General features: G+C 67.4%; 18 protein-coding genes. 14 read left to right on the plus strand and 4 right to left on the minus strand.

From position 1 onward, the window contains the following. Positions 1-54 precede the first annotated feature (54 nt). The 13 genes from AC0J5K_RS02570 (at position 55) to folD (ending at position 17,303) form a co-directional block, all read left to right on the plus strand. Positions 55-1,512 (plus strand): efflux RND transporter periplasmic adaptor subunit, encoded by a 1,458-nt coding sequence (locus tag AC0J5K_RS02570; RefSeq protein WP_274566185.1) that lies wholly within the window; start codon positions 55-57, stop codon positions 1,510-1,512. 156 nt (positions 1,513-1,668) lie between these two features. Next, positions 1,669-5,070 (plus strand): efflux RND transporter permease subunit, encoded by a 3,402-nt coding sequence (locus tag AC0J5K_RS02575; protein WP_274566184.1) that lies wholly within the window; start codon positions 1,669-1,671, stop codon positions 5,068-5,070. Between the two features lie 172 nt (positions 5,071-5,242). Then, positions 5,243-5,938, plus strand: a complete 696-nt coding sequence (gene tolQ / locus AC0J5K_RS02580) for a protein TolQ (RefSeq protein ID WP_048529687.1) — start codon at positions 5,243-5,245, stop codon at positions 5,936-5,938. Between the two features lie 3 nt (positions 5,939-5,941). Then, positions 5,942-6,418, plus strand: coding sequence for a protein TolR (gene tolR, locus AC0J5K_RS02585; protein WP_048529689.1), 477 nt, complete (start codon positions 5,942-5,944; stop codon positions 6,416-6,418). A 12-nt stretch (positions 6,419-6,430) separates the two neighbouring features. After that, on the plus strand, positions 6,431-7,663 hold the full coding sequence (locus AC0J5K_RS02590) for a cell envelope biogenesis protein TolA (RefSeq protein WP_274566182.1): 1,233 nt from the start codon (positions 6,431-6,433) through the stop codon (positions 7,661-7,663). Further along, positions 7,660-8,994 (plus strand): Tol-Pal system beta propeller repeat protein TolB, encoded by a 1,335-nt coding sequence (gene tolB / locus AC0J5K_RS02595; protein ID WP_048529691.1) that lies wholly within the window; start codon positions 7,660-7,662, stop codon positions 8,992-8,994. Before AC0J5K_RS02590 ends, tolB begins: the two co-directional genes overlap by 4 nt. A 98-nt stretch (positions 8,995-9,092) precedes the next feature. Beyond that, on the plus strand, positions 9,093-9,617 hold the full coding sequence (gene pal, locus AC0J5K_RS02600; RefSeq protein ID WP_048529693.1) for a peptidoglycan-associated lipoprotein Pal: 525 nt from the start codon (positions 9,093-9,095) through the stop codon (positions 9,615-9,617). Between the two features lie 43 nt (positions 9,618-9,660). Further along, entirely contained in the window at positions 9,661-10,497 is an 837-nt protein-coding gene (locus AC0J5K_RS02605; protein ID WP_274566181.1) for a tetratricopeptide repeat protein, read from the plus strand. A gap of 106 nt (positions 10,498-10,603) precedes the next feature. Next, complete coding sequence (tilS, locus tag AC0J5K_RS02610) at positions 10,604-11,872, plus strand: tRNA lysidine(34) synthetase TilS (RefSeq protein WP_274566180.1); 1,269 nt, start codon at positions 10,604-10,606, stop codon at positions 11,870-11,872. 79 nt (positions 11,873-11,951) lie between these two features. Then, positions 11,952-13,865, plus strand: a complete 1,914-nt coding sequence (ftsH, locus tag AC0J5K_RS02615) for an ATP-dependent zinc metalloprotease FtsH (RefSeq protein ID WP_048529696.1) — start codon at positions 11,952-11,954, stop codon at positions 13,863-13,865. Positions 13,866-14,312: 447 nt separating this feature from the next. Next, entirely contained in the window at positions 14,313-15,989 is a 1,677-nt protein-coding gene (locus AC0J5K_RS02620; RefSeq protein WP_048529697.1) for a formate--tetrahydrofolate ligase, read from the plus strand. Between the two features lie 103 nt (positions 15,990-16,092). Continuing rightward, complete coding sequence (locus tag AC0J5K_RS02625; RefSeq protein ID WP_048529698.1) at positions 16,093-16,404, plus strand: chorismate mutase; 312 nt, start codon at positions 16,093-16,095, stop codon at positions 16,402-16,404. Continuing rightward, positions 16,401-17,303, plus strand: a complete 903-nt coding sequence (gene folD / locus AC0J5K_RS02630) for a bifunctional methylenetetrahydrofolate dehydrogenase/methenyltetrahydrofolate cyclohydrolase FolD (RefSeq protein WP_274590128.1) — start codon at positions 16,401-16,403, stop codon at positions 17,301-17,303. The genes AC0J5K_RS02625 and folD overlap by 4 nt, the downstream gene beginning before the upstream one ends. On the opposite strand, the gene AC0J5K_RS02635 is transcribed toward folD, so the two are convergent. After that, the gene (locus AC0J5K_RS02635; RefSeq protein WP_244526409.1) at positions 17,300-17,671 is read right to left on the minus strand and encodes a PaaI family thioesterase; all 372 of its coding nucleotides are present in this window, start codon (positions 17,669-17,671) and stop codon (positions 17,300-17,302) included. The two genes, folD and AC0J5K_RS02635, sit on opposite strands and share 4 nt — an antisense overlap. Positions 17,672-17,814: 143 nt before the next feature. Here AC0J5K_RS02635 and AC0J5K_RS02640 point away from each other — a divergent pair, with 143 nt between their 5' ends. Beyond that, a complete protein-coding gene (locus tag AC0J5K_RS02640) occupies positions 17,815-18,654 on the plus strand; it encodes a LytTR family DNA-binding domain-containing protein (RefSeq protein ID WP_473009782.1) in 840 nt (279 codons plus the stop codon). Here AC0J5K_RS02640 and pdeM read toward each other — a convergent pair. The 3 genes from pdeM to AC0J5K_RS02655 form a co-directional block, all read right to left on the minus strand. Beyond that, positions 18,612-19,298, minus strand: a complete 687-nt coding sequence (pdeM, locus tag AC0J5K_RS02645; protein WP_420398618.1) for a ligase-associated DNA damage response endonuclease PdeM — start codon at positions 19,296-19,298, stop codon at positions 18,612-18,614. The genes AC0J5K_RS02640 and pdeM overlap by 43 nt on opposite strands. A 40-nt stretch (positions 19,299-19,338) precedes the next feature. Next, the gene (locus AC0J5K_RS02650) at positions 19,339-21,747 is read right to left on the minus strand and encodes a ligase-associated DNA damage response DEXH box helicase (RefSeq protein ID WP_274590131.1); all 2,409 of its coding nucleotides are present in this window, start codon (positions 21,745-21,747) and stop codon (positions 19,339-19,341) included. Positions 21,748-21,919: 172 nt separating this feature from the next. Next, on the minus strand, positions 21,920-23,230 hold the full coding sequence (locus AC0J5K_RS02655; protein ID WP_048529707.1) for an ATPase: 1,311 nt from the start codon (positions 23,228-23,230) through the stop codon (positions 21,920-21,922). Between the last annotated feature and the right edge of the window lie 43 nt (positions 23,231-23,273).

The following is a 23,273-nucleotide window of genomic DNA, read 5'->3' on the forward strand; positions in this document are numbered from 1 at the left end:
GCGGCGCCGGAACGCCGCTGGCGACTTGTGTTCAACGATCAGGGGATGTCGCGCATGCGGTTCCTACGCCAGAGCCTGACCGGTCTGTTTCTGCTGTCGCTGACGCTGGGCCTTCTGGTCTATGCCGGCCTGCTGGTGCGCGAGGCCGTCGAGGCGCGGATGAGCCAGGAGCGGCGGGTGCCGGAGGCGCGCGAACGGGTGTTTGCCGTCAATGTGGTCGAGGCCGCACCGCAGACCGTGACCCCGGTGCTCACCGCCTTTGGCGAGGTGCAGAGCCGCCGTGCGCTCGAGGTGCGTGCCGCCAGCGCCGGCAAGATCGTCGATCTGGCCGAGACCTTCGAGGAAGGCGGCCAGGTGCGCGCGGGCGAATTGCTGGTGCAGATCGATCCCGGCGACGCCGAACTGGCGCTGAGCCGGGTGCAATCCGACATTCTCGATGCCCGGGCCGAACAGGCCGAGGCCGAGGCTGCGCTGCTGCTGGCGCGGGACGAGCTGCATTCGGCCGAGGAACAGGCGGCGTTGCGCGAAAAGGCCTATGATCGGCAGCGCGACCTGCTGAGCCGTGGCGTCGGCACCGCGGCCAGCGTCGAGACCGCCGAATTGGCGGCCTCGTCGGCGCGGCAATCGGTGCTCACCCGGCGCCAGGCGGTGGCCCAGGCCGAAAGCCGTGTCAGCCAGGCCGCCACTGCGCTGCAACGCGCCGAGATCGCCCTGGCCGAGGCGCAGCGGCGGCTGGACGACACCCGGATCGTGGCGCGTTTCGCCGGCACGCTGGCCGATGTGAACGCCACGCTGGGCCGGCTGGTGTCGAACAACGAGCAACTGGCGCGGCTGGTCGATCCGGCGGCGCTCGAGGTGTCGTTTCGGGTCTCGACCGCGCAATATGCCCGGCTGCTGGACGGCAGCGGCGCCCTGACGCGCGCGCCGGTCCGGGTGACGCTGGATGTGCTGGGCACCGGGCTGGTCAGCGAGGGCGTGCTGGTGCGCGACAGCGCCGCCGTCGGCGAAGGCCAGACCGGCCGGCTGCTGTTTGCCCGGCTGGAGGCGGCGCGCGGGCTGAAGCCCGGCGATTTCGTCACCGTCGAGATCGAGGAGCCGCCATTGGAGCGGGTGGTGCGGCTGCCGTCTTCGGCGCTGGATGCCGGTGGCCGGGTGCTGGTGCTGGACGCCGAGGAGCGGCTGGAAGAGCGGCCGGTCACCCTTCTGCGGCGCCAGGGGGATGACGTTCTGGTGCGTGCGCCCGATCTGGCGGGGCGCAGCGTGGTGGCGGAGCGCACGCCGCTGCTCGGTGCCGGAATCAAGGTGCGGGCCCTGCGGCCGGGCGCGGCGGCCGGACCCGAGGAGCCCGAGATGCTGGAGCTGAGCGCTGAGCGGCGGGCGAAGATCCGCGCCTTTGTCGAGGCCAATGCGCGGATGCCGGACGAAGCCAAGGCGCGCATCCTCGCGCAGCTCGAGCAGGAGAAGGTGCCGGCGCAGGTGGTGCGACGGATCGAGGAACGGATGGGGGGCTGAGGCAATGATACGGGATACCAGCCGCCGCACCAGCGCCATGCAACGCCCCGCCGAGCCAAATCGCCGCCCCGGGGGGCGGGTCATGCCGAAGGCCTGCCTCTGGCATGACGATCGTGCGGTGGCCTGCGGCCGCGAGTCCGCGCGGAGGATACCAGCATGACCCGCGATCTTCCGCCGGGCCCGGGCGGCATTCTCAGCTATTTCACCCGCCACCGCACGCTGGCCAACCTGCTGCTTGTCCTTCTGGTTGCCGCCGGTCTCATGGCGGCGCCCAACATGCGGGCGCAATTCTTTCCCGATGTCATCATCGACGAGGTTTCGGTCTCGGTGAACTGGGACGGGGCGGGGGCCGAGGATGTCGATGCCGCCATCGTGCAGATCCTCGAGCCGGCGCTGCTGGCCGTCGAAGGTGTCGAGAGCGCGCAATCCACCTCGCGCGAGGGCCGCGCCGCGATCGATCTCGAATTCGAACCGGGCTGGGACATGGCCCGCGCCGGCGACGATGTGCAGGCGGCGGTCGATGCGGTCTCGAACCTGCCGGAGGAGGCCGATGATCCCAACGTCCGGCGGGGTGGCTGGCGGGACCGGGTGACCGACGTGGTGATCACCGGCCCGGTGGGGGTCGATCAGCTGGCCCGCTTCGCAGATGAAATGGTGGTGCGGCTTTTTGCCGAGGGCGTCACCCGCGCGACCATCCGGGGCCTCGCCGCGCCGCAGACCATTGTCGAGGTGCCTTCGGTGGCGCTGATCCGGCATGACGTCACCATGCGCCAGATCGCCGATGCCATCGCCGCCGAGGTCGATGCCGATCCGGCCGGCGATGTCACCAGCGCCAATACTCGGGTGCGCACCGGCGTCGAGAAACGGTCGGCCGATCAGATCGAGGCCATTGCCCTGCGCTCGAACGACGACGGCTCCAAGCTCACCATCGGGGATGTCGCCAGGGTCCGGGTCGAGGGCATCGACCGCGACCGCAGCTATTTCGTGGGCGAAAACCCGGCCATTTCGGTGCGCGTCGACCGCTCGAACCAGGGCGACGCCATCGAGATTCAGGACACCGTGGAAGCGGTGGCCGAAGCGCTCGAGGCGACGCTGCCCGCAGGCACCCGGATCGACCTGATCCGCACCCGCGCCGAGGCGATCACCGGGCGGCTCGACATCCTGCTCGACAACGGGTCGATGGGGCTGGCGCTGGTGCTGGCGCTGTTGTTTCTCTTTCTGAATGCCCGCATCGCCTTTTGGGTGGCGGCGGGCATTCCGGTGGCGATGGCGGCGACCATCGCCCTGATGTTCCTGGCCGGGCTGACGCTCAACATGATCTCGCTCTTTGCGCTGATCATCACGCTGGGCATCGTGGTCGACGATGCCATTGTCGTGGGCGAACATGCCGATTTCCGCTATCGCCGGCTGGGCGAAAGTCCGGTCGAGGCGGCAGAGAATGCCGCCCGGCGCATGGCGATGCCGGTCTTTGCCTCGACGCTGACCACGGTGATCGCCTTTTTCGGGCTCACCGCCATCTCGGGCCGCTTCGGCGACCTGATCTCCGACATTCCCTTTACCGTGATCGTGGTGCTGCTGGCCTCGTTGGTGGAATGTTTCCTGATCCTGCCCAACCACATGGCACATGCGCTGGTGCACCAGTCGAAAGAGCATTGGTACGACTGGCCGTCGCGCCAGGTCAATCGCGGCTTTCGCTGGGTGCGCGACGTGATCTTCCGCCGGATCATGGCCGTCGTCGTCTGGGCGCGCTACGCGGTGCTCGCCGGTGTGGTGGTGCTTCTGGCCAGCCAGGTGGCGCTCTTCATCCGGGGCGAGGTGCAATGGCGCTTCTTCAACGCGCCCGAGCGAAGCTCGGTCACCGGCAATTTCGCCATGGCGCCGGGCGCCACCCGCGATGACACGCTGGAAATGATGCGCGAGATGCAGCGCGCCACCGAGGCGCTGGGCGCGGAATACGAGGCCGAACATGGCCGCAACCCGATCGATTATGTCATCGCCGAGATCGGCGGCAACGCCGGCCGCGGCCTGGCCGGCACCGACACCAAGGAGAGCTATCAGCTTGGCGCGATCTCGATCGAGCTGATCGATCCCGACTTCAGGCCCTATTCCAGCTTTCAGTTCGTGGCCGCGCTGCAAGACGCCGTGGGCCGCCATCCGATGCTGGAAACCGTGAGCTTCCGCGGCTGGCGCTCCGGCCCCGGCGGCGATGCGCTCGACGTTCAGTTCTATGGTGCCTCGTCAGAGGTGCTCAAGGGCGCCTCCGAGGACCTCAAGGCGGCGCTGGCGCGGTTCCCCGAGGTCTCGGCGGTCGAGGACAACCTGGCCTATGATAAGGAAGAGCTGATCCTCGAGCTGACGCCGCAGGGGCAGGCCCTGGGCTTTACCATCGACGGGCTGGGCACGGTGCTGCGCCACCGGCTGGGCGGCATTGAGGCGGCGACCTATCCCGACGGGCCGCGCTCCGCCGCGATCCGGGTGGAACTGCCCGAGGGCGAGCTGACCGCCGATTTCCTTGAACGCACCCAGCTCCGTGCGGCCTCGGGCGCCTATGTGCCGCTGGCCGATATCGTCAGCGTCGCGCGGCGCACCGGCTTTTCCACCGTGCGGCGCGAGAACGGCATCAGGCTGATTTCGGTCACCGGCGATATCTCCGAGGATGATCCGGCGCGGGCACAGGAGATCCAGGAGGTGCTCGAGGCCGAGATCCTGCCAAAGATCGCCGAAGAGCGGCAGGTGGATTACCGGCTCTCCGGTCTGTCCGAGCAGGAGAACGACTTTCTCAACGACGCCCGCACCGGGCTGATCCTCGTGCTGCTGGGCATCTATCTCGTGTTGTCCTGGGTCTTTGCCAGCTGGACCCGGCCGCTGGTGGTGATGTCGATCATTCCCTTCGGTCTGGTCGGCACGATCTATGGCCACAATTACTGGGACGTGCCGCTGAGCATGTTCACCGTGGTCGGGATGCTGGGGATGACCGGGATCATCATCAACGATTCGATCGTTCTGGTGTCGACCATCGATGACTACGCCAGGGACAGGGGCCTCGTGCCCTCGATCATCGAAGGCGCCGCCGACCGGCTGCGGCCGGTGATGCTGACCACGCTGACCACGGTGCTGGGGCTGGCGCCACTGTTGTTCGAGAAATCCTCGCAGGCGCAATTCCTCAAGCCGACGGTGATCACCCTGGTCTATGGCCTGGGCTTCGGCATGGGGCTTGTGTTGCTGGTGGTGCCGGCGCTGATTGCCATCCAGCAGGATCTTGGGCGGATCCATGCCACCCTGCGGCGCGGCTGGCGGTTCCGCGCGGCGCCGATCCGGGCGCTGCTCGTGCTGGCGACGCTGGCGGTCCTCGGATGGCTGGCTGCGACCATGGGCGCGGTGGTGGTCACCGGCGCGCTGCCCGAGGCGCTGGCGGCGCTCGTGCCGGAGGCGCTTGGGCAGGGGCTGGGCGCGGCATTCGTGCTCTATCTGGCGGGGGCGGCGTTGCTGGCGCTTGTTGCCTATGCGCTGGCCGCGCTCTCGCTGACGCTGGCCCGGAGGCGGCGCGGCGCGGCCTGATCACGGCGCCCGGGGGATGTTACAGCGGCTTGGCAAATATCCGCCAGCCGGTACGACATTCCCATGACAAAGCCCCTCTGCTGACGCCTTCGTGTTGGCTTTCCCCCTTTCTTTCCGCTACGCTCGCGCTCAATTGGGCCGCAGAGAAACGGCCATAACAAAGAGCAGGCTGATGGAAACAGAGACCCTCGCGCTCGCACAGGAGATCGATTTCTCCATGTGGGGCCTTTTCGCCCGTGCGACCCTGACCGTGAAGCTGGTGATGATCGCGCTGATCGTGGCAAGCTTCTGGTCGTGGGCGATCATCGTCTACAATCTGGCCACCTATCGCCGCGCCAAGCGCGAGGCGCGCCGCTTTGACCGCGCCTTCTGGTCCGGCGAGCCGCTCGACGAGCTGTTCGAGCAGATGGGGCCGGGGCCCAAGGGGCGCGCACAGCGGGTGTTTGCCGCCGGCATGCTGGAATGGCGCCGCTCGCACCGCGAGGACGGCGGGCTGATCCCCGGCGCCCAGGCCCGCATCGACCGCTCGATGAATGTCGCCATCGCCCAGGTCAGCGACGAGTTGCAGAACGGCCTTTCGGTGCTGGCCACCGTCGGCTCGACCGCGCCTTTCGTTGGCCTCTTCGGCACCGTCTGGGGCATCATGAACGCCTTTGTCGAGATCGCCGAGCAGCAGAACACCTCGCTCGCCGTCGTCGCCCCCGGCATCGCCGAGGCGCTGCTGGCCACCGGGCTGGGGCTTCTGGCGGCGATCCCGGCGGTGATCTTCTATAACAAGCTGAGCGCGGATGCGGACCGGATCTTGTCGGGCTACGAAAGCTTTGCCGACGAATTCGCCACCATCCTCAGCCGCCAGTTGGACAGCTAGGCCATGGGCGCGCATATCGTCAAACCGGGCGGTGGCGGCTCGGGCCGCAGACGGCGCAGGGGCGGGGCCAAGCCGATGTCCGAAATCAACGTCACGCCCTTTGTCGACGTGATGCTGGTGCTGCTGATCATCTTCATGGTCTCGGCGCCGCTGTTGACCGTGGGCGTGCCGGTCGAGCTGCCCAAGAGCGCGGCGAGCGCCTTGGCGGCGGATTCGGAAGAGCCGCTGACCGTGACACTGACCGCCGAGGGCGGCATCATGATCCAGACCACCGAGACGCCCTCGGACGAGCTGGTCGGCAAGCTGCGCGCCATCGCCCAGGAACGGACCAGCGACCGGGTGTTCCTGCGCGCCGACGGGGCGGTGCCCTATGCCCAGGTGATGGAGGTCATGGGGGCGCTCAATGCCGGCGGCTTTTCCAACATCGGGCTGGTGACCGATACCGGCGGGCCACGGCTCGACGGGCAGGACGAAGGCTAGGCCGGGTTCGCCGTGAGCGCTGATCAGGATATCCCCGAAGCGGGCCGCCGCCGGCTTCACTTCGGCTTTTACGTGTCGGGTGCGGCGCATGTCGGGCTGATCGGCTGGCTGCTGATCGGGCCGTTGTTCGAGGTCGAGCCGCTGCCTTTCGACGTGACCAGCGTGACCACCATCAGCGAAGAGGACTACGCCGCGCTGACCGGGCAGGACACGCCGGAAGACGCCACGCCCGAGGTTGCCCCGGCGGTGCCCGACGCGCCGGAAGAACCCGCGTCGCCCGCCGCCGAGGATACGCCGCCGCCGGCCCCGGTCGAGGAACCGCCGGCCCCGGTGACGCCGCCGGAGCCGGTCGAAGAGCCGCCGGCCCCCGCGCCGGAGACCCTGCCTGACGTGCCCGAGCCGCCGGCGCCGGTGCTGAGCGAACCAGACGACATTCCGCCGCCTGAACCGGCGCCGCCGGCCGACGAGGATGTGGCCGTGGTGCTGCCCGAGGTCTCGCAACGGCCGCAGCCCCGGCCGGCGCCGCGCGTCGCGCCGGAACCGGTGGCGCCGCCGGAGCCCGAGGTCGCGATCGAGGACACCACCCGGGATGCGGTGGTGGCCGAAGAGGACAGCCCGACGCCGGAGCCGCAGGAAGAACAGGAGGCCACCGCCGAGGAGGAGGCCACCAGCGAGATTGTCACCGAGGCCGCCGAGACGCCTTCGGGCGCCCCCGAACGCTCGGTGCGTCCGCGGGGCCGCCCGCCGGCGCCGCCGACCGTGGCCGAAGCGCCGCAGGAAAGCCCGGAAACGCCGCGGCAGGCCCCGGCACCCGCCGACGATCCGGCGCCCGCCGCCGACGGCACCGCCGATGCGGTGGCCGATGCTCTGGCCGAGGCGCTGGGCGGCGGCGACACGGCGGCACCGGCGCCCACGGCCGCCAGCGGCCCGCCGCTCACCGCCGGCGAGCGCGAGAACCTGCGCCTGGCGGTGCAGGATTGCTGGGTCGTGGATGTCGGCTCTGCCGCCGCCCGGGTGACGGTGGTGGTCTCGATGGAGATGGAGCAATCCGGCCGCGTCATCACCAGCTCGATCCGGCTGACCGGCAGCGAAGGCGGTGACACACGGGCCACTGAAGTGGCCTTTCAGGCCGCCAGACGCGCGATTATCCGCTGTCAGAAGGACGGCTATGAACTGCCGGTCGACAAATACGACCAATGGCGGCAAATCGAGATGACCTTTAATCCCGAGAAGGTAAGCAGATGAGTGTAAACCACCGAGTGACCCAGGTCCTGACCGCCTTGACCGCCGCGCTGGCCCTGCTGTTGGCCCTGCCGGCCCAGGCCGCGCCGCTGCGGATCGAGATCACCGAGGGGGTTGTCGAACCCTTGCCCTTTGCCGTGCCCGATTTCATCCCCGAAACCGCCGCCGCCGGCGAATGGGGCGGCAAGCTTGCGCAGGTGGTGGCCGACGACCTCAACGGCACCGGGCTGTTCATCCAGACACCGCAGGATGCCTTCATCTCGCGCCCCACCAGCTTTGCCGCACCGGTACAATACAACGACTGGAAGGCGATCAATGTCCAGGCGCTGATCATGGGGGCGGTCTCGGTCGCCGACAATGGCCAGCTGACGGTGAAATTCCGGGTCTATGACGTGTTCTCCGGCCAGGAGCTGGGCAAGGGCCTGCAATTCCAGGGCACCACAGAAGGCTGGCGGCGCATGGCGCACAAGGTGGCCGATGCGGTCTACAGTCGGATCACCGGCGAGAGCGGCTATTTCGACAGCCGCGTGGTCTATGTCAGCGAAACCGGCCCCAAGGACGACCGCAAGAAACGGCTGGCGATCATGGATTACGACGGCGCCAACGTGCAGTACCTGACCGACAGTTCGTCGATCGTGCTGGCGCCGCGATTCTCGCCCACCGGCGATCGGGTGCTCTATACCTCCTACGCCACCGGCTTTCCGCGCATCCATGTGCTCGATGTCGGCAACACCCAGAGCCGCATCCTCGAGAGCCAGACCGGGGTGATGTCCTTTGCGCCGCGCTTTGCGCCGAACGGGCAGACGGCGGTGTTTTCAATCTCGGAAGGCTCGAACACCGATATTTTCACCATGGACCTGGCCTCGGGCGCGACCACGCGGCTGACCAACACTCCGGCGATCGAGACCGCGCCGTCCTATAGCCCCGACGGCAGCCGAATCGTGTTTGAAAGCGACCGCTCGGGCAGCCAGCAGCTCTACATCATGCCGGCCGGCGGCGGCGAGGCCGAGCGCATCTCCTTCGGGCCCGGCCGCTATGGCACGCCGGTCTGGTCGCCACGCGGCGACCTGATCGCCTTTACCAAACAGCACAAGGGCCGGTTCCATATCGGCGTGATGCGCACCGACGGCAGCGAAGAGCGGCTGCTCACCGCCTCGTTTCTTGACGAGGGCCCGACCTGGGCGCCCAATGGCCGGGTGATCATGTTCACCCGCGAAACCCAGGGCGCCAGCGGGCAGGCCAGCCTCTATTCGGTCGATGTCTCGGGGCGCAGCCTGCGGCGGGTGCGCACCCCCGATGCGGCCTCGGACCCGAGCTGGGGGCCGTTGCAATAGGCCGGTCGCGGGATCGGCAATTAGGATGTCAAGGCGGGCAGGCATATGTTAGGCTCGCAGGCAACAATGGCGAAATGCCACGGAGCAGGACAGGAATTATGACACATCTCACCAAGATCGCGCTTCTCGTGGGCGCTTTGGCCGTTTCGGCCTGTACCAATGCCGGCCGCTTCGGTCAGGACGATCCGCGGCTCGACGGCAGCGCCGGTGCGGGCGCCGGAGCGGGTTTTGTGCCCGGTGGCGCCGGCGATCCCTCGAGCCCGGCCTATTTCCAGCAGGCGATCGGCGACCGGGTGCTGTTTCTCGTCGATCAGTCGTCGCTGACCGCCGAGGCGCAGGCGACGCTGGACCAGCAGGCCGAATGGCTGCTGACCAACAGCGATTATCAGGCGGTGATCGAGGGTCATGCCGACGAGCAGGGCACCCGCGAATACAACCTCGCGCTCGGCGGCCGCCGGGCCAATGCGGTGCGCGAGTACCTGATCTCCCGGGGCGTGCCGGCCAGCCGGCTGCGGTTTGTCAGCTATGGCAAGGAACGCCCGATCGAGATCTGTTCGGATGAAAGCTGTTATGCCAAGAACCGCCGCGCGGTGACGGTGATTGCCGGCAGCGCGGTCAGCTGAAGCCGGCACGCTGGGACAAGGCCCCCCGGGGCAGGAGAGGACGATGCGACTTCTGGTGCGATTTGTTGTGATCTTCGGGCTGGGCCTGGCGCTGCCGCTGTCGGCGGCGGCGCAGGACAGGGCCGAGACGCTGGCCGATATCCGGCAGGATCTGACGCTTCTGAACATCGAGGTGAAACGCCTGCGGCGCGAGCTGTCGACCACTGGCGGCTCGGATGTCTCGGCCGGCAGCGGCACGCTGCTCGACCGGGTGCAGGTGATCGAGGCCGAGCTGTCGCGGCTCACCGGCAAGACCGAGGAGCTGGAATATCGCATCGACCGGATCGTGACCGACGGCACCAACCGGATCGGCGATCTCGAGTTCCGGCTGGTCGAGCTGGAAGGCGGCGACGTGGGCGCCCTGGGCGAGACCTCGACCCTGGGCGGCGAGGAGGTGGCGACACCGGCCGCGCCGCAGCCGATCGCGCCGCCCGAAGGCGAGGGCCCGGCGCTGGCGATGAGCGAGGAAGAGGATTTCCGCCGCGCCGAAGAGGCGCTGGCCGCCGGCGATTATCAGCGCGCCGCCGAGCTTTTCGGCACCTTCAACGAGACTTATCCCGGCGGGCCGCTGGGCCCCGGCGCCTTGCTCGGACGCGGCGAGGCGCTGGAGAAGATGGGCAATACCAAGGAGGCGGCCCGGGCCTATCTCGACGCCTATTCGCTGGCCCGCGACGCTCAGGCCACGGCGGCGCCGGCGCTGCTGAACCTGGGCCGGGCGCTGGCCTCGCTGGGCCAGAACGACGCCGCCTGTCAGATGCTGGCCGAGATCGCGCCGCGGTTTCCTTCGGCGACCGAGCTGACCGAGGCGCAGACCGAGATGGGCCGGCTGGGCTGTTCCTGACCGGGGCGGCCCGGGCCGAAGGGAGAGGGGGCTCTGCCCCCGTCGCCTCCGGCGACTCCCCCGGGAATATTTTGGGCCAGAAGAAGCAGGGGGCGCGGCGCGCCGGATGACCTCTTTCAGTCTCGACAGCCATTTTGCCGGGGTGATGGGCGATCTTCTGGGGCCGGAGTTCCCGGATGAGATCGGGCTGGCGGTGTCCGGCGGCGGCGACAGCATGGCGCTGCTGACCCTGGCGCACAACTGGACGCGGCACATGGGTGTCGGCCTGCGGGTGGTGACCGTGGACCACGGGCTGCGGCCGGAGAGCGGCGCCGAGGCCGCGCTGGTGGCGGCGGAATGCGCGGCGCTGGGACATCGCCATGACGTGCTGCGCTGGCAGGGCTGGGACGGCAGCGGCAATCTTCAGGAGGCGGCCCGGACGGCGCGGCTGCGGCTGATCGGCCGGTGGCGCGGCGGGCTGCGGCATGTGCTGATGGCGCATACGCTGGACGATCAGGCCGAGACCGTGCTGATGCGGCTGGCGCGCGGCTCCGGGGTCGACGGGCTGGCGGGCATGGCGGATCGCCGCTTCGTGCCGCAGGCGACCGAGGATGGCGGCTTTTGGCTGATGCGGCCCTTGCTGACGGTGCGGCGGGCGGAGTTGCGGCATTATCTGACGGTGCTCAAGGGGGCCTGGGTCGAGGATCCGTCGAATGCCGACCCGCGGTTCGACCGGGTGCGCATGCGCCAGGCGCTGGAGATTCTGGCGCCGCTCGGGATCGACGCAGCGGCCCTGGCGGAGACCGCGGGCCGGATGGCACGGGCGCAGGCGGCGCTGCGGGCACGGGCGGCCGAGGCCGCGACGCGCGCGGTGCGCGTGCAGCATGGCGATCTGCTCATGGATCGCGACGCTCTGGCGGCGCTGGAGGCGGAGACCCGGCTGCGGCTCCTGGCGGGCGGGCTGCAATATGTCTCGGGGCGGGTCTACCGGCCGCGCGCCCGCGCACTGGCGGCGGCCGCCGACCGGGTGCTGTCGGGCGGCAGCGCCAGCCTGCACGGCTGCCTGATGCGGGCCGAGCGGGCCGAGATTCGCCTCTGTCGCGAATATGCCGCGGTGGCCGAAACCCGGGCGCCGGTGGGGGCGCCCTGGGACGGACGGTTCCAGCTGGGCGGCGCGGCGATTGCCGGGCTGACGGTGCGCGCCCTGGGCGAGGCCGGCGCCGCGCAGCTGCCGGCGCGGCCCGAGGGCCTGCCTTATCAGAGCCTGATCGCGCACCCTGCGGTCTTTGATGGCGACCGGCTGGTGGCCTTTCTCCCGGCCGGCTTTGGCCCCGAATACGACATCTGCCGCCTGACCGGGCAGCATGGCTTTGCCGCTTTCCTCACGACGCATTGAATGTGCCGCACAAACCCCTATTTTTCACCACAAGGGCACGCTATAGAGCGGGCCACACCCAATCTTCGGGAGAACTTTCTTGGGCAACCTGCGTAACATCGCCTTCTGGGTCGTACTCTTCGTATTGATCCTGACGCTCTTCAATCTCTTTTCCGGCGGTGGCAGCACGCTGCAAAGCCAGAGCACGCCGTATTCGGACTTTGTGCAACTGGTGGAGGAGGACAAGGTCTCCTCGGCTGTGATCGATGGCGAGACGATCCGCTATCGGGGCAAGGACGGGCGCGATTACGTGACCATCAAGCCCGAGGATGCCGAAGTCACCCAGGTTCTGATCGACAACGGCGTGGCGGTGAATGCCGAATCGCAGGAGCAATCGGGCTTTCAGTCCTTCATCCTGAGCCTGCTGCCCTTCCTGCTGCTGATCGGGGTCTGGATCTATTTCATGAACCGGATGCAGGGCGGCGGCAAAGGCGGCGCCATGGGCTTTGGTAAATCCAAGGCCAAGATGCTGACCGAGAAACATGGCCGCGTCACCTTTGACGATGTGGCCGGGATCGACGAGGCCAAGGAAGAGCTGGAAGAGATCGTCGAATTCCTGCGCAACCCGCAAAAATTCTCGCGCCTTGGCGGCAAGATCCCGAAAGGCGCGCTGCTGGTGGGCCCTCCGGGCACCGGTAAGACGCTCCTGGCGCGCGCGATCGCGGGCGAGGCCGGCGTGCCGTTCTTTACAATTTCCGGTTCGGATTTCGTCGAGATGTTCGTCGGTGTCGGCGCTTCTCGCGTCCGTGACATGTTCGAACAGGCCAAGAAGAACGCGCCCTGCATCGTCTTCATCGACGAGATCGACGCTGTCGGCCGTCATCGTGGTGCGGGCTATGGCGGCGGCAACGACGAGCGCGAGCAGACGCTCAACCAGCTGCTGGTCGAGATGGACGGCTTCGAGGCCAATGAAGGCGTGATCATCATTGCCGCCACCAACCGCAAGGACGTGCTGGACCCGGCGCTGCTGCGCCCCGGCCGCTTTGACCGGCAGGTGACGGTGCCCAACCCCGACATCAAGGGCCGCGAGAAGATCCTCAATGTCCACGCTCGCAAGATTCCGCTGGGCCCCGACGCCGACATGCGCATCATCGCGCGCGGCACGCCGGGATTTTCCGGTGCGGACCTCGCCAACCTGGTGAACGAGGCGGCGCTGATGGCGGCGCGCGTCGGCCGGCGTTTCGTGACGATGGAAGACTTCGAGAACGCCAAGGACAAGGTGATGATGGGCGCCGAGCGCCGTTCGATGGTGCTGACCGACGATCAGAAGGAAAAGACCGCCTATCACGAGGCCGGCCACGCGGTGGTGGGCTTGTCGCTGCCGCAATGCGACCCGGTCTACAAGGCGACGATCATTCCGCGCGGCGGTGCGCTGGGCATGGTGGTGTCGCTGCCCGAGATCGACCGGCTGAACTGGCACAAGTCGGAATGCGAGGAAAAGCTCGCGATGACCATGGCCGGCAAGGCGGCCGAGATCATCAAATATGGCGAGTCCAATGTCTCGAACGGGCCGGCGGGCGACATTCAGCAGGCGTCGGCGCTGGCGCGGGCCATGGTGCTGCGCTGGGGCATGTCGGAAAAGGTGGGCAATATCGACTACTCTGAGGCGCATGAGGGCTACAGCGGCAATACCGCCGGCCTGTCGGTCTCGGCCCATACCAAGGAGATGATCGAGGACGAGGTGAAGCGCTTTATCCAGGACGCCTATGACCGTGCCTTCGAGATTCTGACCGAGAAGAAAGAGGAATGGGAGCGGCTGGCGCAGGGTCTGCTGGAATACGAGACGCTGACCGGCGAGGAAATCCGCCGCGTGATGAAGGGCGAGCCGCCGCAACTGGGCGAGGATGAGGACGACACGCCGGATCAGGGCAATGCGCCTTCGGTCACGGCGATCCCCAAGACCAAGCCCAAGGCCAAGCCGTCCGGGGACATGGAGCCGGAACCGACGGCCTGAGCCCGGCAGATCAGTCAAGGACGCCCCCGCAGCCGATGCTGCGGGGGTTTTGTTTTTCCGGAGGGGTCTGACGTTTCGGTTGCCAGGGCAGGGGGAGGCCCCGGAGCGGGGTCCGGGGCGGGTCATCTGGACGTCGGGCGGTGGCGCATTTGATGAGCTGTCGGGGATCGGGGCACGATCCAGGATGCAGGCCGCAGCCCACGCCGCGCCCGCACCCGCCCCGGCCCTGCGCCGGGGCCCCGCGGTCCGGTCGGCGGCCGGGAGAGCGGACAGGGCAGAGGCCGAGCCGCTCCGGGGCGGCGGCACGCCGAGACCCGGAGCGGCGGGTTTTCGAACTGCCGTGTCTTCGGGCAAAGCCGCCGCAAGCTGCGGTCAAAATGTCGGATTCACCTCGGGCTGCGGCGGGATGCCGCGTTATGCAGGGCCAAAGCCAACTGGAGTGCACCCATGTCCCATAAATCCGACATCGAAATCGCCCGCGACGCCAACAAGAAGCCGATCCAGGAAATCGGCGCAAGGCTCGGGATCGGCTCGGAACATCTGCTGCCCTTCGGCCATGACAAGGCCAAGGTCAGCCAGGATTTCATCACCTCGGTGCAGGGCAACAAGACCGGCAAGCTGATCCTCGTCACCGCGATCAACCCGACGCCGGCGGGCGAGGGCAAGACCACCACCACCGTAGGCCTGGGCGACGGGCTCAACCGGATCGGCAAGAAAGCGGCGATCTGCATCCGCGAGGCCTCGCTCGGGCCGAACTTCGGCATGAAGGGCGGCGCCGCGGGCGGCGGCTATGCCCAGGTGGTGCCGATGGAGGACATGAACCTGCATTTCACCGGTGATTTCCATGCCATCACCGCGGCGCACAACCTGCTCAGCGCCATGATCGACAACCATATCTACTGGGGCAATGCGCTCGACATCGACCCCCGCCGGGTGGTCTGGCGCCGGGTGATGGACATGAACGACCGGGCGCTGCGCGATGTGGTGACCTCGCTCGGCGGCGTGGCCAACGGCTTTCCGCGCCAGACCGGCTTTGACATCACCGTGGCGTCGGAAGTCATGGCGATTCTCTGCCTTGCGACGTCGCTGGCGGATCTCGAGCGGCGGCTGGGCGACATCATCGTCGCCTATACCCGCGACCGCAAACCGGTGACCTGCCGCGACATCAAGGCCGATGGCGCGATGACGGTTCTGCTCAAGGACGCGATGCAGCCCAACCTGGTGCAGACGCTGGAGAACAATCCCGCCTTCGTGCATGGCGGGCCGTTCGCCAATATCGCGCATGGCTGCAACTCGGTGATGGCGACCTCGACGGCGCTCAAGGTGGCCGATTACGTAGTGACCGAGGCCGGTTTTGGCGCCGATTTGGGCGCCGAGAAGTTCATGAACATCAAATGCCGCAAGGCCGGCCTCGCGCCCGATTGCGTGGTGCTGGTGGCGACCTGCCGGGCGATGAAGATGAACGGCGGCGTGGCCAAGGGCGATCTCGGTGCCGAGAATGTCGAGGCGATCCGCAAGGGCTGCCCCAACCTCGGGCGGCATATCCAGAACGTGAAGAGCTTTGGCGTGCCGGTGGTCGTGGCGATCAACCATTTCGTCACCGACACCGAGGCCGAGGTCCAGGCGGTCAAGGACTACGTCGAGAGCCAGGGCTCCGAGGCGATCCTCTGCCAACACTGGGCCAAGGGCTCCGAGGGCACCGAGGCACTGGCCACCCGCGTGGCGCAGATTGCCGACGCCGGTGTGTCGCAATTCGCCCCGCTCTATCGTGACGAGATGCCGCTCTTCGAGAAGATCGAGACCATCGCCAAGTCGATCTACCGCGCCGATGAGGTGCTGGCAGATGCCAAGATCCGCAACCAGCTGCACGACTGGGAGAAGGCGGGATATGGCGATCTGCCGGTCTGCATGGCCAAGACGCAATACAGCTTCTCGACCGATCCCAACCTGCGCGGCGCGCCCACCGGCCACTCGGTGCCGGTGCGCGAAGTGCGGCTTTCTGCGGGGGCCGGCTTTGTGGTGGTGATCTGCGGCGAGATCATGACCATGCCGGGCCTGCCGTCGGTTCCAGCGTCGGAAAATATCCGGCTGAACGAGGGTGGCCAGGTCGAAGGATTGTTCTAAAAGGGGGCGGGCCGCGGGGGGCATCTTGCCTCCTCCGGTCCGGTCGCCGCTGGGGCGGCGCCTGCCTCTGGCGGGGATATAGGACAATCGAAAAAGGACAGGCATGCGCAAGACCCCCGACGAGATCGAGACCATGGCCGAGCTGCGCGACACGATCGATGACATCGACCGCGCATTGATCGCGCTGCATGTGGAAAGGGTGGGGTACATCGACCGCGCGCCGGTGCTCAAGGCGCCGGACGGCATCGCGGCACGCGCCCCCTCGCGGGTGGCGGATGTGCTGGCCAAGGTGCGGGCCGAGGCGGACCGAACGGGGTTTGACGCGGATCTGGCCGAGGCCATGTGGGCGCTGTTGATCGATGCCATGATCGCCCGCGAAGAGCAGGTGATGGGCAAGGAAGGAAAAGACGGATGACGGCGAGTATTATCGACGGCAAGGGGTTTGCCGCCAAGGTGCGGGTCGAAGTGGGGCGCCATGTGAAAAGGCTCAAGGACGAGCATGGCATCACCCCGGGGCTGGCGGTGGTGCTGGTCGGCGAAGATCCGGCGAGCCAGGTCTATGTACGCTCCAAGGGCAAACAGACGGTCGAGGCCGGCATGAATTCCTACGAGCACAAGCGTGACGCCTCGATCTCGCAGGAGGAGCTGCTGGCGCTGGTCGAGCAGCTCAATGGTGATCCGGCGGTGCATGGCATTCTGGTGCAATTGCCGCTGCCCGATCACATTGACGAGGATCTGGTGATCAATGCCATCGATCCGGCCAAGGATGTCGATGGATTTCACATCTCCAACGTCGGGCTTCTGGGCACCGGGCAGGAGAGCATGGTGCCCTGCACGCCGCTGGGATGCCTGATGATGCTGCGCGATTTTCACGGCAGCCTGTCGGGGATGAACGCGGTGGTTGTCGGCCGGTCGAACATCGTCGGCAAGCCGATGGCGCAGCTTCTGCTGGGCGACAGCTGCACCGTGACCATCGCGCATTCGCGCACCAAGGACATTCAGGAGGTCACCCGCCGCGCCGATATCGTGGTCGCCGCCGTCGGCCGGCCCGAAATGGTCACCGGCGACTGGATCAAGCCCGGTGCCACGGTGATCGACGTCGGCATCAACCGAATCGACGCGCCGGAAAAGGGCGAAGGCAAGACCCGCCTGGTGGGCGATTGCCACTTTGACAGCTGCGCCGAGGTCGCGGGCGCGATCACCCCGGTGCCCGGCGGAGTGGGGCCGATGACCATCGCCTGCCTGCTGGCCAATACGCTGACCGCCTGTTGCCGGGCCAATGGCATCGCGGCACCCGAGGGGCTGACCGCCTAAGCCTCGGCCAGGACGGGCACCATGGTGCCCTGAAGGGCGGCGATCTCGGTTTCCCGGTCGCCGTCGCGCGCCCAGACCGCGGCCCGCACCACGATCAGCCGCCGCCCGGGCTTGAGCACCTCGCCCACCGCCCGCAGGCTCTGGCCGCGGGCCGGGGCCAGCAGATTGATCTTGATTTCCGCCGTCAGCACCTCGGCCCCCTCGGGCATCAGCGTGAGGGCGGCATAGCCGGCCGCTGTATCGCCGAGGGCAAAGGTCAGCCCGGCATGGCCAAAGCCGTGTTGCTGGCGCGCTCCGGGCCCGATGGGCGCACCGATCACCACATGCCCCGGGGCGATCTCGGCCAGTTCCGCCTCGAAGGTGGTCATCAGGCTTTGCCGGGCAAAGCTTGCCCTTAGGTCAACCCTTTTTTGGGGGGACAATTCCATGGTTTTCCCTTAGCCCGATGGTATTAAACACTCACTGTAGAAATCACGATGCCAAAGCGGCAAGTTTTTTGCAAAGAGCAGACATGACGCATTATTCAACGATGTTGAAAGAAGACACCGACATTTCCCATACCGACACAGACCACCCCCCTCTGACGGCCATTATCAACCGGGTTCAGAGCCTGCGCCACTCGCGCATTGCTCTGGCGGTGTTCTTTGGCCTGACGGCCGTCGCCGTGATCGCGGAACCTTTTGGCACAGATGGGCAATTGAGCGTTGGTCTGCGGATTTTCTTCTGGTCCTTCCTGATCGGCGTGTCGATCATGTGCGGCGCGGTCTTCGACGAGATTTCCTATCGCCTGGTGCGCCCGCTGGTGGCCTGGCGCGCGGCGCTGGTGGCCTCGGTTCTGATGACGCTGATCTTTGCGCCTTTCGTCTATCTGTGGTCGCGCGCGATGGCGGTTCTAGGCGGCACGCTTGACCCGCAGATGCCATCGATCGCGCTCAATGTCCTGGTGCCCACGCTCACCGTCTATTCTGTGATCCATGTGGTGCGCCCGCATCTGCGCGCGCCCGAAGCGGCCGCCGCCGCGCCCGAAGAGGAACCGCTGCCACGGCTGTTCGATCGGCTGGAAGTGTCGCAGGCGACGGTCTATCGCCTATCGGCCAACGATCACCTGACCGATGTCGCCACCGACCGCGGGCTGGAGCAGATCCGCATGCGGTTTGCCGATGCGGTGGGCGAGATGGCGCCAATGCCGGGCTGCCACGTGCATCGCTCGCACTGGGTGCCGCTGGATGCGGTCGACGCGGTGCAGCGCCGGGGCGGCAAGCTCATGGTCAAGCTGGTGAACGGCGATGAGCTGCCGGTCAGCCGCACCTATCGCCCGCGTCTGGAAGAGGCCCGGCCCGATCTGTTCTGACGCATCGGCACCGCCAGCGCCCGGGCTCCGGTGAGGATTGCCAGAGCGCCCGGCGCCATCAACCGGTCGAGCGCCGGATCGTCGCTGCGCAGCCCGCCGGTGTAGGTGCCGAAAGCCGGCAGAATCAGCCGCGCCTCATCGACGAGAAAACAGGCGCGTGCCCCGGCCCGCAGCCGCAGCTTGGGGTGGTAATGGCCCGAGATCTCGCCCCGGTCTTCGTCACTGGCGATATGGCGGAAGGTCAGCCCGAGGTGGCGAAACTGCGCCAGATGATCGCCGGCCAGCGCCACCGGACCGGGATCGTGATTGCCCTCGATCCAGATCCAGCGCCGGCCGGCCTGCAACCGGGTGATCCAGTCAAGCGCCGTCCGGGGCAGGGCGTCAAAGGCCTGCAAATCGTCGAAACTGTCACCGAGACAGATCACCGTCGCCGTCGCGGTCGCTTCCACCTCGGCCTCGAGCCGGGCCAGCGTGTCCTCGACGTCATAAGGCGGCACCTGCATGCCATTGCGCCGCGCCTGCCGGGCCGATTTGCCCAGATGCAGGTCAGACACGCAGAGCAGCCCGGCCGCGGGCCAGTGCAAGGCGCCCGAGGGCCGCGCCACCAGACGCTGGCCGGCAAAGGTGAAACTGTAGGTGTTCATGCTCTGTCCCATGCCGCAAGCCGCGCCCGGGCGCAAGCGGTCACAGCCGGTCGATTCCCGCCTCGGCCATCAGCGCCGCCGCCTCTTCCTCCAGCAGCCGCTCGCGCGCGGCGCCTGTCACCGGCACCCGGCCGACCTCGAGCAGCATCGGCGCGGCCAACGGCGTCACCCGGTCGAGCCGGTGCAGATCGATTCGCCCCTGCACCCGTTCGGCCATCTCGCGGATGCGGGCGAAATCCACCAACCCGCGCATCGCCTCGGCCCGGGTGATCCGCATCAACAGGTGATCGGGATCGTATTTCAGCAGCGTGTCATAGAGGATGTCGCTGGAAAACGTCGCCTGCCGCCCGCTTTTCCTGGTCCCGGGCATGTTGCGGTTGATCAGCATGGCGATGGTGGCGCTGGCGCGAAAGGTGCGTTTCATCACCGCATTGCCGGCCAGCCAGCCATCCAGCCCCGCCTCCAGCGCTTCGATGTCGAACAGCGGGGCCGGATCGGTCAGCGGCGTCAGCCCCCAGATCAGCGTGGCATAATCGGTGGCGACAAAGCCCAGGGGATCGAGCCCCAGCTCCTCCATTCGCTTGGTGACCAACAGGCCGAGGGTCTGCTGCGCATTGCGCCCGGCAAAGCCATAGATGCAGGCATGGGCACGGCCGTCATGCGGAAAGCTCTCGATCAGCAGCCGCCCTGGCTCCGGCAACCGGCTGACCTGTCGGTGCAGGTGCAGCCAGTCGCGGGTGTGATCGGGCAGGTACGGCCAGTCGCGCGCCTGCAACATGTCGAGGATGCGCTGGCTGAGCTGCGTCGAGGTGGCGAACTTGGTGCCGCCGAAGGTGGCGATCTTGGGCTTTTTCGCCGCATCCCGCGTCACCTCCACCACGGTCTCGCGCAGCCCGGCATAGCGCACGATCTGGCCGCCGATCAGAAAGGTGTCGCCCGGCGTCAGGGTGGCGGCAAAGCCTTCCTCGATCTCGCCCAGGGGCTTGCCGCCGCGGCCCTTGAACCGCACCTTCAGCAGGTCGCTGTCCTGGATGGTGCCGATGTTCATGCGGATGATCCGCGCCGACCGCGGATCGCGCAGTTGCCATTGCCCGTCCGCGCGCCGCTGGAGCCGCTGCCACTGGTCATAGGCGCGCAGCGCATAGCCGCCGGTGGCGCAGAATTCCAGACAATCGTCGAACTGCGCCCGGGTCAGCCCGGCATATGGCCCCGCCGTCGTCATCTCGGCATAAAGCGCCCCGGCCTCGAACGGCCCGGAACAGGCGGCGATCAGGATATGCTGGCACAGCACGTCCAGCGGGCCGGGGCCGCGCGGATCGCCATCAAGCGCATGGGCGCGGGCGGCCTGAAGCGCGGCATGGCATTCCACCACCTCGAAACGGTTGGCCGGCACCAGCCGCGCCTTCGACGGCGCATTGTAGCGGTGATTGGCGCGGCCGATGCGCTGGATCAGCCGCTTGACGTTCTTCGGCGCGCCGATCTGGATCACCAGGTCGACATCGCCCCAGTCGATGCCGAGGTCGAGCGACCCGGTACAGACGATGGCGCGCAGGTCGCCGCGCACCATGGCCGCCTCCACCTTTTCGCGCTGCGCCCGATCCAGGCTGCCGTGGTGGATGCCGATCGGCAGGCTGTCATCATTGGCCAGCCACAGGTTGTGAAAGAAGATCTCGGCCTGTGCCCGGGTGTTGTGAAAGATCAGCGTGGTGCGATGCGCCTTCACCGCCGCCATCACCTGCGGAATGGCATAGGCGGCGCCGCCCCCGGCCCAGGGCGGCGCCGCCGGCAGCGCGAGCATGGCAATGTCCGGGTCGGGGCCGGGATCGGCGGCGACGATGGCGCAGGGATCGGGATGCCGCGCCAGCATCTGCGCGATCGCGTCGGGATCTTCCACCGTGGCCGAAAGCCCGACCCGGCGCAGCCCGGGGCAGAGCCCCTGCAACCGCGCCAGCGCCAGCATCAGCTGATCACCGCGCTTGCTCTCGGCCAGGGCATGGATCTCGTCGACGATGACTCGCTGCAAGCCTTTGAAAATCCGCGGCGCATCCTCGTAAGAACACATCAGCGCCAGGCTCTCGGGCGTGGTCAGCAGAATATGCGGCGGATCGGCGCGCTGCCGCCGCTTCCGGGTGTAAGAGGTATCGCCCGTGCGGTCCTCGATCCGGATCGGCAGGCCCATCTCCGTCACCGGCCCGGTCAGGTTGCGCTTGATATCCGCCGCCAGCGCCTTCAGTGGCGAAACATAAAGCGTATGCAGTCCCTCATGCCGCCCCGCCGCCAGTTCGGCCAGGGTGGGCAGAAACCCCGCCATGGTCTTGCCGCCACCGGTGGGCGCGATCAGCAGAACCGCCGGCTCCGCCCGCCGGTCGACCATCGCCTGCTGGTGCGGGTGCACCTGCCAGCCGCGGGTGGCAAACCAATCGGTGATGACGGCGGGCAGCGACTTCATCGGAAAAATCCAGGGCGCCCCCGCCGGATGCAAGACCGCCCCGGTCTTCTTCTCTTCGAAAATACCGCCGGGGGAGTCCCGCAGGGACGGGGGCAGCGCCCCCAGACCCCGCCTGCCAAGCCTCTCGCGGGGGGAGCTTCCTGGCGCGGGGGTGCCCCGGCTCCGGTCGGTCTCACTTCACGATCTTCTCGTCCTTGACGAACATATTCGCCCAGGCGCGATCGACATAGTCCGGCGTCATCCGCGGCGCGACCCCTTCGAAGGCGCAGATCGATAGGATCTGATCGATCAGGAAGACCGGCTGGTAATTGGCATAGACATTGTCGATGGTCGGATATTTCACCTGCAACAGATGGATCAGGCTGGCCTCGTCCAGCGGCAGCCCCTTCTTCTTCGCCACCAGCGCAAAGATCTTGAGGAAATCCTTCTGCCCCGGCCCGTCGATCTTGATCTTGAAGAAGATCCGCCGCAGCGCCGCTTGGTCGAAAATCTCGTTCGGGTGGAAGTTGGTCGAAAACACCACCAGCGTGTCAAACGGCACCTCGAACTTCTCGCCCGATTGCAACGCCAGGATGTCCCGGCTTTCCTCCAGCGGAACGATCCAGCGGTTGACCAGCGCCTGCGGCGGCTCTTCCTGCCGGCCAAGGTCGTCGACGATGAAGATGCCGCCCGAGGACTTGAGCTGCAACGGCGCCTGATAGGTCCGCGCGGTCGGGTTGTAGACCAGGTCGAGCATCTTCAGCGACAGCTCGCCGCCGGTCACCACCGTGGGGCGTTCGCAGCGCACGTAGCGGGTGTCATAGCGGTTCGACGAGCGCCGCAGCCGGGTCGGGTCGTCCTCCTGCTCCTCGGCGGCGGAATGCACGATCGGGTCATAGACGGTGATCACCTGACCGGCGTATTCGATCGCCCGCGGCACATAGATCTTGTCGCCCATCGCCTTGCGGATGCCGTTCGAGATCGAGGACTTGCCGTTGCCGGGCGGGCCATACATCAGGATCGAGCGGCCGGCCGAGACCGCCGGGCCGAGCTGGTCCATCAGCGTGTCGGGCAGGATCAACTCGCCCATGGCGGCGGTCAGCTGGCTGCGGGTGATCTGGATGTTGCGGATCGATTGGCGCTTGACCTGCTCCTGATAGACATGCAGCGGCACCGGCATGGCGCCGTAGTATTCCGACTGCGCCAGCGCATCCAGCGCCCGCGCCTTGCCGGCATCGGTCAGCTCGTAACCCATCTCGTTGCCGGAATTGGCGTTCAGCGTGCCGGTGGCCTGCAACAGCTTCTGGCCGCGCGCCAGATCGACCAGCTCCTGTGTCACCGGGATCGGCAGGCAGATGCCGCGGGCGATCTCGGTCACCACGTCGAGGTTCGAACGGAACATGGTCTTGAGCAGGATATCCCGCATCATCACGATCGGCAGGGCCATCTCCTCCAGTCGCCTGGGGGCGGGCGGGGCTGTGACGTTTCCAACGGCCATGTTCATTGCAGATACCTCTCTCAATGCGGGGCCATGGTGGCGGGCAGGG

The sequence above is a fragment of the Marinovum sp. E3 genome (assembly GCF_055755275.1).

Excerpts from the sequence above, each read along its gene's own strand:
- tilS (WP_274566180.1), top strand. The coding sequence starts at position 10,604 with ATGACCTCTTTCAGTCTCGACAGCCATTTTGCCGGGGTGATGGGCGAT.
- AC0J5K_RS02650 (WP_274590131.1), bottom strand. The coding sequence starts at position 21,747 with ATGAAGTCGCTGCCCGCCGTCATCACCGATTGGTTTGCCACCCGCGGC.
- tolB (WP_048529691.1), top strand. The coding sequence starts at position 7,660 with ATGAGTGTAAACCACCGAGTGACCCAGGTCCTGACCGCCTTGACCGCC.
- AC0J5K_RS02570 (WP_274566185.1), top strand. The coding sequence starts at position 55 with ATGCGGTTCCTACGCCAGAGCCTGACCGGTCTGTTTCTGCTGTCGCTG.
- AC0J5K_RS02620 (WP_048529697.1), top strand. The coding sequence starts at position 14,313 with ATGTCCCATAAATCCGACATCGAAATCGCCCGCGACGCCAACAAGAAG.
- tolQ (WP_048529687.1), top strand. The coding sequence starts at position 5,243 with ATGGAAACAGAGACCCTCGCGCTCGCACAGGAGATCGATTTCTCCATG.
- AC0J5K_RS02655 (WP_048529707.1), bottom strand. The coding sequence starts at position 23,230 with ATGAACATGGCCGTTGGAAACGTCACAGCCCCGCCCGCCCCCAGGCGA.
- AC0J5K_RS02575 (WP_274566184.1), top strand. The coding sequence starts at position 1,669 with ATGACCCGCGATCTTCCGCCGGGCCCGGGCGGCATTCTCAGCTATTTC.
- AC0J5K_RS02640 (WP_473009782.1), top strand. The coding sequence starts at position 17,815 with ATGACGCATTATTCAACGATGTTGAAAGAAGACACCGACATTTCCCAT.
- AC0J5K_RS02635 (WP_244526409.1), bottom strand. The coding sequence starts at position 17,671 with ATGACCACCTTCGAGGCGGAACTGGCCGAGATCGCCCCGGGGCATGTG.
- AC0J5K_RS02625 (WP_048529698.1), top strand. The coding sequence starts at position 16,093 with ATGCGCAAGACCCCCGACGAGATCGAGACCATGGCCGAGCTGCGCGAC.
- pdeM (WP_420398618.1), bottom strand. The coding sequence starts at position 19,298 with ATGAACACCTACAGTTTCACCTTTGCCGGCCAGCGTCTGGTGGCGCGG.
- folD (WP_274590128.1), top strand. The coding sequence starts at position 16,401 with ATGACGGCGAGTATTATCGACGGCAAGGGGTTTGCCGCCAAGGTGCGG.
- tolR (WP_048529689.1), top strand. The coding sequence starts at position 5,942 with ATGGGCGCGCATATCGTCAAACCGGGCGGTGGCGGCTCGGGCCGCAGA.
- pal (WP_048529693.1), top strand. The coding sequence starts at position 9,093 with ATGACACATCTCACCAAGATCGCGCTTCTCGTGGGCGCTTTGGCCGTT.
- AC0J5K_RS02605 (WP_274566181.1), top strand. The coding sequence starts at position 9,661 with ATGCGACTTCTGGTGCGATTTGTTGTGATCTTCGGGCTGGGCCTGGCG.